The following is a 9,854-nucleotide window of genomic DNA, read 5'->3' as shown; positions in this document are numbered from 1 at the left end:
CCGTGCGCGTGCGATGGCAGGCGGTCGCCGCCCCGGTGATGGTGCTACTGGTGGCAGCCGGGTCGGCGCTGATCTCAGCCGTGCCAGCCGACGGCGGCGGGTTCGAAGTCGACCGTGCCCGCGCGCACGTCGACCGGATCGCCGCCGCACCCCGGCCGCCCGGCTCTGCACAGCACGAACGAGTCCGCGCCTACCTGGTGGACCAGCTCAGCGCACTCGGCCTCGACCCGCGCGTCGACTCGCGGACCGTCGTCACCCCGTTCTCGACCAGCTCGCACGTGGCCGGCCTGGTACACAACGTCTCCGGCACGCTGCCCGGCTCCGGCGACGGTCGGGTGATCCTGGCCGCGCACTACGACTCCGTGCCCATCGGTCCGGGCGCCACCGACAACGGGATGGGCGTGTCGACCGCGCTGGAGGTCGTGCGGGTGCTCGCCCAGCAGCCGAACCGCCGCAACGACGTGCAGGTGCTGTTCACTGACGGCGAGGAACTGGGACTGCTCGGCTCGCGGGCGTTCACCGAGGCCACCTCCCCGGACCGGTCCGTGGTGCTCAACCTCGACGCGCGCGGGACGTCCGGCAGGGTGGTGATGTACGAGACCGGGCCGCGTTCGGCGGAGGTGGTCTCCGCGCTGCGGCACGAGCCCCCAGTGACGACGTCGCTGGCGGACGAGGTGTACCGGCTGCTGCCCAACGAGACCGACTTCGTCGAGTTCACGGCGGCGGGGTTCGCCGGGCTGAACTTCGCGATGGTCGGCGGCAGTGCCCGCTACGACTCCCCCGAGGACGACCTCGCGAACACCGACCCGGAAGCGCACGCGGATATGGGCGCCGTCGTACTGGCCGCCGCCTCGCACCTCGTCGACGCCGATCTGGGCGCGCTCGCCGACAGCGCCGAGCCGACCTTCTTCACGGTCGTGGGGCTGCTGGCCCGCTACCCGGCCGGGGTTGCGCTGCCGCTCGCGCTGGTCGCGGCGGTCGGCCTGCTCGCCGCGTGCCTGTACGCGCGCCGCCGTGGCCTGCTGCGGGTATCGGCGGCGGCCGTCCGCGCGGCGGCGGTGCCGGTGGCGCCCGTCGCCGCCGCGGGTCTCGGGTGGCTCGGGTGGCAGGCGCTGGTGCTGGTGGAGCCCGAGTACGGGGATTTCAGCTCCGGTGATCCGTACGCCGTCACGTTGCCGAGGATCGGGTTCGCGGCCCTGGCCGTCGGGGTGGTGTGGCTGTGGCTCGCGTGGGCGCGTCGACGTTCCACCGGTGTGGAGACCGCGGCCGCGGTGGCCGGGTGGCTCGCCCTGCTGGGGCTGGTCTCGGCCGTGACGCTGCCGGGCGCTGCCTACCTGGTCACCTGGCCCGCGGTCGCCGGGGCCGCCGCGGTGGCGCTCGCCGCGCGAGTGCCCGAGGCGTGGCGGCCGCTCGTGCTGTGCGCGCCCGCGGTCGTCGGCGCGGCGCTGGTCGCCCCGCTGGTGGTGCCGCTCGCGGACACGTTCGGGCTGGCCGGGATCGCGGTGCCGCTGGCCATCGGCTGCCTGCTCGCGACGGCGATCCCGTTCCGGCCACGGCGCACCGCGCCGGTCGCCGTCGTGGCCGCCGTCCTGGCTGTCGGACTGTTCACCACCGCGATCGCCACCGACCGCGACACCGCGGGCGCGCCGGACCAGGTCAGCCTGATGTACGGCCTGGACGTCGACCGGAACGCGGCCTACTGGGTCAGCGAGGACCCGACAGGCGACAACGAGTGGCTGGACGGCCTCGTCGGCACGAACCGCGTGCCCTTGGAGGAGCGGTTCCCGTACTTCGTTGGCGCGGACGGAATGCGGGCCGCCCCGGCGCCGGTCGCCGACATCCCCCAGCCCTACCTGCGACGCGAGAAGTCCTCGACCGAGGGCGACCTGCGCCGGACGACGGTGCGGATCGGCGGCGACGGCCGTCCGGCGATGGTTGGGCTCTACGTCGACGGCACGGTTGTCAATGCCACGATCGCGTCAACGCACCTGCCCGGCGGGGTGAACCGGCCCTACGCCACACCGTGGCGGTGGGGCCTGGTGGTCTCCGGTCCACCAGCCGATGGAGTCGAAGTCGTCCTGACCACCCGAGGCCCCGCCCGAGCCATGGTCGCGGCCCATTCCGGCGAGGTGCCCACCGAGCGACCGGACACCGTGACCTGGCGGCCGGAGGGGTCCGGACTGAGCGTCGCCGTCCGCTCGTACGACCTGTGAGCACAGAAGACCTGTCCGGCAATGACTTTCTGACCTCATGCCGAAAGGTTGAGGGGACCAGAGTATGCCAGGAAATCAACGGTCGTACCCAGGCGTACGGAACGAGGTGTTGAGGGACCCGCGATTCCCCCTGAGGGAATGAAGGAGATGAACGGGGCGCCTAAGTCAGACCAGGACGTACGACAAGACGAACATGGGATCACTCATGGTCGGATAAACTCGTCGGCGAAGTAATCCGTCTCCTGCTGGCGGCCAGCGTCAGCGGCGCGGCGTCGTCCGTGGTGACGTCGGACAGGAACTCGGTGCACGGCGTTCGCACCGACGTGACTCCGCCGGGTAATCACCCGTACCGGATGAGGGCAGCCGTGACGGTTGACGGCACGGTAGCGCCATGGCGTCGTCGGGTCGTTCAGCCGCCGGGCAGCCGGAGCCGGCCTTCGAACGCACGGCAGGCTGGGCACTGTCCGTTTCGGACCTCGACACGACGGCACGGAAACTGTTCCTGCGGGAGAGCGTGCACCGCTCGGCGTTCTGGGTGCTGCTGGTCCTGTCCTCGGTGATCTCGGCCGCCGGCGTGGTGGGCGACTCGGTCGCGACCGTGATCGGCGCGATGATCGTCGCACCGCTGATGACCCCGATCCTGGGCACCGCGCTCGCCGCGGTCCTCGCACTGCGACGCCAGGTCGTGGTCAACCTGCTGGTCGTGGTCGGCGGGGCGGTCGCGGTCGTCGCCATCGCCTACCTGCTCGGACTCGTCGTCCCCGAACCCGTCGTCGCCGACACCAACTCACAGGTCGCCGCCAGGGTCAGCCCGAAACTGATCGACCTGCTGGCCGCCCTGGCCACCGGCGTGGTCGGCGCGTTCGCCCTCATGCGCGCCGACCTCTCGGACGCACTCCCCGGCGTGGCCATCGCCATCTCCCTCGTACCGCCCCTGTCAGTCGTCGGGCTCACCCTCGAATCCGGCGCGGTCGACGAAGCCCTGGGCGCGGCACTGCTGTTCGCCACCAACGTCGCGGCGATCATCGCCACCGGAGTCGCGGTACTCCTCGGATTCCACGTCCGCGAACTCGCCGGGGAAGCCGGCTGGCGACTCGGAAGGTTCGGGGCGCGCACCATCGCCATGGTCACCGGTGTCGTGCTGCTGGTGAGCGTGCCACTCGGCGTCGGCACCTACCACGTGTTCCAACAGGTCCGGACGGTCTCCCGGGCACAGACCCCGCTCGACCACTGGGCCGAGCAACGGTCCTGGCGCATCGCCGACCTCCGCTTCGACAACGGTGTCCTCCAGGTCACCGCCACCGGCCCACCACCAGCACCCGACACCACCTCACTACGCCAGGCACTGCGCGACGCCGGACTCGACGACCTCACCGTGCGCCTCACCCTGATCCACAGCGACCTCCACGAGGTCTCCACGAGGTGAGCTGGCCACCGTGCTGGTGTCGGCACGGCCCGCCACGCCGGTCATCGCGCGGCAGCGGCGTGAGCTGACCGGCCGGCCGCCGTTCGCCGACACCGGGGGCGTCGACGAGGCCGCCCGCGAGCTGCTCGCCGACGCCGACGAACAACTCGGCCACGGCGCCGAGAACGGTCTGCCTCTGCGGTGCCACCGAACTACGCCAGGGAAGTCTCGCCCCGGCGACCCGAACTTCGCCATCATCACCCCCTGAGCGAGCACAGGACACGCAGCGATACCCCAATTCCTTATCACTCTCCAGAGCAAAATGAATCACACCGTGGGTAGCCTGCGCCATCGCCGGACTCACTCCGACGGCGGTATTCGACGTCCGCCTCCGCTGACATGATCAAATGTCGACGACGTTCCCGTGTTTCACATCAACGAGTAGATGCGGAGAAATTCAGGAGAATCATTCCCATGTCGTCCGTTGAAATGATTCCGCCGTCGTTGATCCGCCGCCGCTCCCCACCTCCAGGGAATTTTATGATCCGGTCCGCACTCGCCACGATCGCGCTCCTGGCCGCCACGCTCGTCGTCACCACCCCACCGGCCCAGGCGCAGCCCGGTGATCTGGTGTGCCTGCCGCCCACCAGCTCCACCGTCACCTTCAGCCCGCCCCTGACCACCACCTCCCAGACCGCGACGGTGACGACCACGAACCTGTTCGGCCCCTGCACGTCGACCAGCGTTCCCGACATCACCTCCGGCACCTTCACCGGCAGCTACACCGTCCCCAACCGCAGCTGCCTCACCCTCACCGGCTCGGGAACGTCCACCTCCACCATCACCTGGAACACCGGCCAGACCAGCAGCCTCACCCTGAACTTCACCACCACCATCGTCGGCGCCGTCTACACCTCGGTCGTCACCGGCGTCGTCACCGGCGGACTGTTCGCCGGCGACACCGTCATCAGCAACCAAACCGGCCCCGCCACCGACATCCTGCTGTGCACCGCCGGACCCGGAACCGTCTCCAGCCTCCACACCATCGGCACCATCACCTTCACCTGATCCACACGGCCCGACAAGGAGATCGACCATGGCCTGGACACAGATCACCGGCATGACCACCACCCTGCCCGTCGCCATGATCTACGGTCGCGACCAAGAGCTGTTCGTGTTCGCCGTGAGCACCGACCAACGCCTCCACCTCAACCGCAAACCCGCCGACACCTGGCTGGGATGGACACCGTTCCCCCAACCCGGACAAACCAAGTACGCCGTCGCCGCCGCGCAGGGACCCGGCGGCAACGTCATCGTCTTCCACACCGGACTGAACGGAAAGCTCTACCAATCCGGCCAGTCCGGTGACGACTGGACGCCCTGGGAACTCCTCGACGGAGGCGCCGGCTCCACCCCACAGGCCATGGCCGTAGCCCAAACGGGAAAGAACATGGCCTGGTGCCACATCGGCGCCGACAATCGCGTCTACACCGACGCCATCGAATTCCTCACAGCTGAATAGTCAGCATTCATCGCGTTCCGACGGCGAGCCGCGCCCGCACCGCCGATTACGGTGGATGTACACCGAAGCCCAGGAAGGAAATCCTGGTCGAGGTTACGACGTCCGCGATCTGGCAGCTCATGATGACGATTCCGGAGCATGTCAAGGGATACCGCACCGACCATCTGACCTGGGGAGGTCCCGACCCCAGCGGTCGCGCGGCCGGCCTGACCTTCGCCGGCACCACCACCGAGGCGCCGCTGGACGGCCACGAGTTCACAGTGGGAACCGTCTGGAACCGGCCGGTGCCCTGCGCGCGCGACTGCCTCTACACCTGGGGCTCGAACTTCGGCCGGCGGGGCGTGGGCACCACCACCTCCTCGGTCAGCACGCCGACGCCGGTGGCCGGGCTGACCGGCGTCACCCGGCTCTCGACGGGCCAGTCGATCTACGCGCTGCGCTCCGACGGCACGGTCTGGGCGTGGGGTGACTCCTTCGAAGGTGCGCTCGGCAACGGCTCGACCGGACCGGCCCTCAGGCCGGTTCGGGTACCGATCCCAGACACCAGCCAGATCGTCGAGGTGGACGGGCGTCGCGCCCTGGACACCGGGGGCACCGTCTGGACGTGGGGCCACAACGGGAGCGGCGACCTGGGCATCGGCCACACCTGGTACGTGGGGTTCACTCCCCAGCGGGCGCACGTGTCCGGTGTGACCGCGCTGGTCGGCGGTGCCGCGGTCGTCCCGAGTCCCTGAGATCCCGCGACCGGGTCAGCGGCCGGTTCGGGCGGCGAGGCCGTCGAGGACGCAGTCGAGGCCGAAGGCGAATTCGGCGTCGGGGTCGGGTTCGTCGGCTTCGAGGACCCGGCGGGCGAGCATGGGGTGTTCGCCGGCGGCGATGACCTCGCTGATGTAGGGGCCGACGCTGCGCTGCCACTGTTCCTCGGTCAGGCCGGTGCGTTGTTCGGCGCTGCGGGCGGCCTGTTGGGAGGCGACCGAGCCCAGCACGTACGCGTGCACGACCCCCAGCGCCTGGGCGGCCAGGGTGATGTCGGGGGTGAGGCCGTCGGCGGCGCGCAGCGCGGCCTCGGACCGGCGCAGCGAGTGGGGGCCGAGGGAGGGCCGGCCGGCCAGTTCGCCCGCCAGCCACGGGTGGCGCAGCAGGGTGGCGCGCAGGGTGTGCGCGACCGTGGCCAGGTCGACCCGCCAGTCACGGGTCGGTTCGGGGAGGGGGTCCTCGCCCTGGGCGGCGTCGACCATCAGGTCCACGAGTTCGTCGCGGTTGGTGATGTAGCGGTAGAGGCTGGCCGTGCCGGAACCGAGGGAGCTCGCGACCCGGCGCATCGACACCGCGGCCAGGCCCTCCGCGTCGGCGACGGCCAGTGCGGCGGCCACGTACTGGTCCACCCCCGGCGCGCGGCGGCGCGGCTCGGGGCGGGGGCGCGTCCACACCGACCACGGCGCGGGTTCGGTCATCGGGCGGGTCCTTTCCCTCGTTGACCAGGATCCTACCTTCTGGCTACGGTGTAGCCATGACGAGAACATCGTATCCAGAAGTGCCGGTGGTCGTGGTCGGCGGCGGGAGCGTCGGGCTGCTCACCTCGGCGTTGCTCGCCCACCACGGCGTCGTCTCGGTACTCGTCGAACGCCGGGCCGGGCCCTCCGAGCACCCGCGCGCCACCGGGATCGGGCCGCGCTCGGTCGAGATCCTCCGCGAACTGGGGCTCGACGCCGCCGTCGACGCCGCCGCCGTGGACCTGCGGGGAGCCACCGGCAAGGCGCGGGCCCGGACCGTGGTCGAGATGGGCGCGGGTGACGTCGTGGCCGTTCCCATGCCGTCCCCGTCGCCCGGCGAACTGGACGTCACGCCGTTCCGGTTGCGCGGGGTCTGCGCCCAGGACCGCCTCGACGCCGTGGTGGCCGCCGACCTGGCGCGCCGGGGAGCGCGGCCGCGCTGGTCGACCCGGCTGGTCGGCATCACCCAGGACGCCGGCGGGGTCGAGGTCCACCTGGCGGGGCCGGACGGGGACCACACGCTGCGCTGCGCGCATCTGGTGGCCGCCGACGGGGCGCACAGCACCGTGCGGACCGCGCTGGGCATCGGCACCTCCGGGGCGGGCGACCTGGGCCGATCCATGATCAATATCCTGTTTCGCGCCGACCTGCGGCCCCACCTGCGCGGGATGTCCTTCGCCACCTGCACGATCACCACCCTGGACGCGCCCGGCCTGCTGGTGACCGTCGACGGCGACACGACCTGGGTCTTCCATGTCGCCTGTGACCTCGACGCGAGTGAGCGGCCCGAGGACTTCACGCCCGAGCGCTGCGCCGGAATCGTCCGGGCCGCCGTCGGCGATCCCGGTCTCGACGTCGAGGTGCGCGGCGTGCTCCCCTGGCGGCCCCGCAGCGCCCTCGCCGACCGCTTCGCCCTCGGCCGCGTGTACCTCGTCGGCGACGCCGCGCACACCGTCTCCCCGCTGGGCGCCTTCGGCCTCAACACCGGGATCGCCGACGCGCACAACCTGGCCTGGAAACTCGCCGCCGTGCACCACGGCGAGGCCGGGCCCGCGCTGCTGGACACCTACGCGTCCGAGCGCGAGCCGGTCGCGGCGGCGACGCTGGACCAGGCGATGCGCCGCCAGGCCGACGCGTCGCTGCACTGGGGCCGTGGGCCCGAGGCCGACGCGGCCAGGGCGGCCGCCGGGGTGTGGGCGGCGCCGGTCGTGCACCTCGGGCAGCGCTACGACTCGGCCGCCGTGGTCGACCCGCGCCCCGACCTCCCGTCCACGGTGGACCTGGCGGTGGCGCTGGACGGCTCCCCGGGCTCCCGGGTGCCGCACGCCTGGGTCGACGGGGTCTCCACGCTCGACCTGGTCGCCTCCCGCTGGACGCTGCTCGTGGGCGCAGGGGGTGACCGGTGGCTGGCCGCCTCGGCCGACCTCGGCCTGACGGCCCACCAGGTCCGAGCCCCGTGGCTGCCCGACGGCGCCGCCCTGCTCGTGCGACCGGACGCGATCGTCGCGCTGCGGGCCACCGACCCGGGCCCCGACCCGACACGGATCCTCACCGCCGCCCTGGACCAGGTGCTGGCTCGGCCGGTCGCGGTGCCGCACGGCTGACCGGCGGGCCGCCTAGACTCGCCGGGTGCCGGGAGGACGAACTCTGTTGGCCGTCGGCCTGCTGGTGGCGGTGATCGTGGTGGCCGTGGTGGTGCCGGTGCCCGACCCCTCGCGGCTGCGCGAGTGGGCCGCCGGCGCCGGGGCGGCCGCACCGGTGCTGATGTTCCTGCTCTACGTCCTCGGCTCGATGGTGCCGATCCCCCGCACGGTGTTCTCGCTCGCCTCCGGGCTGCTGCTCGGGCCGGTCCTCGGCGCGCTGGTCGCGTTGGCGGCCACCGGGATCAGCGCGGTGCTCAGTTTCGGGATCGCCCGGTCGGTCGGGCGGCGGCTGCTGGAACGCCACCTGACCCGCGCGCCGGTGCGGGCGGTCGACGAGCGGCTGACCGGCGGCGGCTGGCTCGCGGTCGCCTCGCTGCGGCTGATCCCCGTCATCCCGTTCCTGCCGACGAACTACGCCTGTGGGCTGTCGTCGGTCGCGCTGGCGCCCTACCTGGTGGGCACCATGGCCGGCAGTGTCGCCGGGACGGTCGCGGCCGTCGCGCTCGGCGACGCCATCACCGGGCACACCTCGCCGGCGGCGGTGGCGGTGTCGGTGACCTGCGCGGCGGTCGGCGCCGTTGGGCTGTGGTTCGCGATCCGCCGGCGGGTTCCCGAACCGGCCTGAGCCGACGTCGGCGCGAGGACGTCGAGTTGGCACCGACCGAGCGGGGTCAGCCCAGTCGGGCCAGTGGTGTCTCGCGGCCGAGCCGGGAGAGCTTGTCGGGGTTGCGCACCGAGTACAGGCCGGTGATCAGCCCGTCGTCCAGGCGCAGCGCCAGGACCGTGTCGACCTCGCCGCCGCCCTCGCCGCCGTGGCTGAGCAGCAGCGCGGGATGGCCGTTGACCTCGGCCGCGCGGACCGTCCGCTCCGCCAGGTTGGGCAGCGCGACGGCCAGCAGCGCGGCGACCGCCGCCGCGCCGACGACGGGGGCCGCCGCGGCCGTGGCGAGCCCGCCGCCGTCGCCGAGGAAGACCACGTCGGGGGCGAGGTGGTCGAGCAGGTCGCGCAGGTCACCGGTGTCGACGGCCCGCTGGAACGCGGCCAGCACGGCACGGGTCCGCGCGGTGGAGACCTCACCCCGGGGCCGCCGCGCGGCGACGTGGGAGCGCGCCCGGTAGGCGAGCTGGCGGACGGCGGCGGGCGTGCGGCCGACCGCCTCGGCGATCTCGTCGTAGCCGAGGTCGAACACCTCACGCAGCACGAACACCGCGCGCTCGATCGGCACGAGGGTCTCCAGCACGAGCAGCATCGCCAGCGAGACGCTCTCCGCCAGCTCGACGTCCTCGGCGACGTCGGGGGTGGTGAGCAGGGGCTCCGGCAGCCACGGGCCGACGTAGGACTCGCGGCGCCGGCCCAGCGCGCGCAGCCGGTCGAGGGCCTGGCGGGCGGCGATGCGCACCAGGTAGGCGCGACGGTCCCGGACGGTGTCCAGGTCGACCTTCACCCAGCGCAGCCAGGTTTCCTGCAGGACGTCCTCCGCGTCAGCGGCCGAGCCGAGCAGCTCGTAGGCCACGGTGAACAGCAGGTTGCGATGGGTGACGAAGGTGGCGGTCGCGTCGTCCGGTTGGGCGCCCACG

General features: G+C 72.3%; 10 protein-coding genes. 8 read left to right on the top strand and 2 right to left on the bottom strand.

From position 1 onward, the window contains the following. Positions 1–2: 2 nt before the first annotated feature. The 6 genes from BLA60_RS12355 to BLA60_RS12330 all read left to right on the top strand — a co-directional run bounded on the left by BLA60_RS12355 (position 3) and on the right by BLA60_RS12330 (position 5,874). Positions 3–2,213 (top strand): M20/M25/M40 family metallo-hydrolase, encoded by a 2,211-nt coding sequence (locus BLA60_RS12355; protein ID WP_084734865.1) that lies wholly within the window; start codon positions 3–5, stop codon positions 2,211–2,213. 391 nt (positions 2,214–2,604) lie between these two features. Continuing rightward, complete coding sequence (locus BLA60_RS12350; RefSeq protein ID WP_084734864.1) at positions 2,605–3,639, top strand: DUF389 domain-containing protein; 1,035 nt, start codon at positions 2,605–2,607, stop codon at positions 3,637–3,639. 10 nt (positions 3,640–3,649) lie between these two features. Next, a complete protein-coding gene (locus tag BLA60_RS12345; protein ID WP_075132941.1) occupies positions 3,650–3,886 on the top strand; it encodes a hypothetical protein in 237 nt (78 codons plus the stop codon). A 206-nt stretch (positions 3,887–4,092) separates the two neighbouring features. Further along, a complete protein-coding gene (locus BLA60_RS12340; protein WP_154814293.1) occupies positions 4,093–4,686 on the top strand; it encodes a hypothetical protein in 594 nt (197 codons plus the stop codon). Between the two features lie 28 nt (positions 4,687–4,714). Continuing rightward, entirely contained in the window at positions 4,715–5,140 is a 426-nt protein-coding gene (locus BLA60_RS12335) for a PLL family lectin (RefSeq protein ID WP_075132939.1), read from the top strand. Between the two features lie 122 nt (positions 5,141–5,262). Further along, a complete protein-coding gene (locus BLA60_RS12330; RefSeq protein WP_211288697.1) occupies positions 5,263–5,874 on the top strand; it encodes a hypothetical protein in 612 nt (203 codons plus the stop codon). A 15-nt stretch (positions 5,875–5,889) separates the two neighbouring features. On the opposite strand, the gene BLA60_RS12325 is transcribed toward BLA60_RS12330, so the two are convergent. Continuing rightward, the gene (locus BLA60_RS12325) at positions 5,890–6,594 is read right to left on the bottom strand and encodes a TetR/AcrR family transcriptional regulator C-terminal domain-containing protein (RefSeq protein WP_245811948.1); all 705 of its coding nucleotides are present in this window, start codon (positions 6,592–6,594) and stop codon (positions 5,890–5,892) included. A 56-nt stretch (positions 6,595–6,650) separates the two neighbouring features. On the opposite strand from BLA60_RS12325, the gene BLA60_RS12320 reads away from it, so the two are divergent. Both BLA60_RS12320 and BLA60_RS12315 read left to right on the top strand, forming a co-directional pair. Beyond that, entirely contained in the window at positions 6,651–8,237 is a 1,587-nt protein-coding gene (locus tag BLA60_RS12320; protein WP_075132937.1) for an FAD-dependent monooxygenase, read from the top strand. Positions 8,238–8,262: 25 nt separating this feature from the next. Further along, the gene (locus BLA60_RS12315; protein ID WP_075132936.1) at positions 8,263–8,901 is read left to right on the top strand and encodes a TVP38/TMEM64 family protein; all 639 of its coding nucleotides are present in this window, start codon (positions 8,263–8,265) and stop codon (positions 8,899–8,901) included. A 46-nt stretch (positions 8,902–8,947) separates the two neighbouring features. Here the strand turns inward: BLA60_RS12315 and BLA60_RS12310 are convergent, their stop codons facing one another. Further along, positions 8,948–9,853: an RNA polymerase sigma-70 factor gene (locus BLA60_RS12310; RefSeq protein WP_075132935.1), complete on the bottom strand. Its 906-nt coding sequence runs from the start codon at positions 9,851–9,853 to the stop codon at positions 8,948–8,950. Position 9,854 lies beyond the last annotated feature (1 nt).

Source organism: Actinophytocola xinjiangensis, from assembly GCF_001921215.1.
Classification (GTDB): Bacteria; Actinomycetota; Actinomycetes; order Mycobacteriales; family Pseudonocardiaceae; genus Actinophytocola; species Actinophytocola xinjiangensis.
The sequence above is the reverse complement of the archived record's forward strand: the minus strand, read 5'-3'. Positions and strand labels throughout refer to the sequence as shown.

Coding starts and splice junctions, on each gene's coding strand:
- BLA60_RS12350 (WP_084734864.1), top strand. CDS start 2,605: ATGGCGTCGTCGGGTCGTTCAGCCGCCGGGCAGCCGGAGCCGGCCTTC.
- BLA60_RS12340 (WP_154814293.1), top strand. CDS start 4,093: ATGTCGTCCGTTGAAATGATTCCGCCGTCGTTGATCCGCCGCCGCTCC.
- BLA60_RS12335 (WP_075132939.1), top strand. CDS start 4,715: ATGGCCTGGACACAGATCACCGGCATGACCACCACCCTGCCCGTCGCC.
- BLA60_RS12330 (WP_211288697.1), top strand. CDS start 5,263: ATGACGATTCCGGAGCATGTCAAGGGATACCGCACCGACCATCTGACC.
- BLA60_RS12325 (WP_245811948.1), bottom strand. CDS start 6,594: ATGACCGAACCCGCGCCGTGGTCGGTGTGGACGCGCCCCCGCCCCGAG.
- BLA60_RS12320 (WP_075132937.1), top strand. CDS start 6,651: ATGACGAGAACATCGTATCCAGAAGTGCCGGTGGTCGTGGTCGGCGGC.